The sequence below is a fragment of the Streptomyces caelestis genome (assembly GCF_001279005.1).
GTDB lineage: Bacteria > Actinomycetota > Actinomycetes > Streptomycetales > Streptomycetaceae > Streptomyces > Streptomyces heliomycini.
In genome coordinates this window covers 1-265 of record NZ_LGCN01000145.1, presented here as the reverse complement: position 1 = coordinate 265, position 265 = coordinate 1, and the positions used below count along the sequence as shown (strand labels likewise).

1 protein-coding gene is annotated in these 265 nt (G+C 69.4%); it reads left to right on the top strand.

Annotated elements, in window-relative coordinates; all coding sequences use genetic code 11:
* Nucleotides 1–265, top strand: a 265-nt coding sequence (locus tag ADK41_RS14265; RefSeq protein ID WP_158717748.1) for an acyltransferase domain-containing protein, incomplete at both ends; no start/stop codon positions are given.

Here is a 265-nt window from a genome sequence, read left to right as displayed (position 1 = left end):
TCAGGGGTCGCAGCGGTTGGGTATGGGGCGTGAGCTGTACGGTCGTTTCCCGGTGTTCGCGGAGGCGTTCGACGCGGTGTGCGCGGGCCTGGACGGGCATCTGGAGCGGCCGCTGCGTGAGGTGGTGTGGGGTGAGGACGCGGAGGCGCTGAACCGCACGGTCTATGCCCAGGCCGGACTGTTCGCGGTCGAGGTGGCGTTGTTCCGGCTGGTGGAGTCGTGGGGTGTGCGGCCGGAGTTCGTGGCCGGGCATTCGATCGGTGAG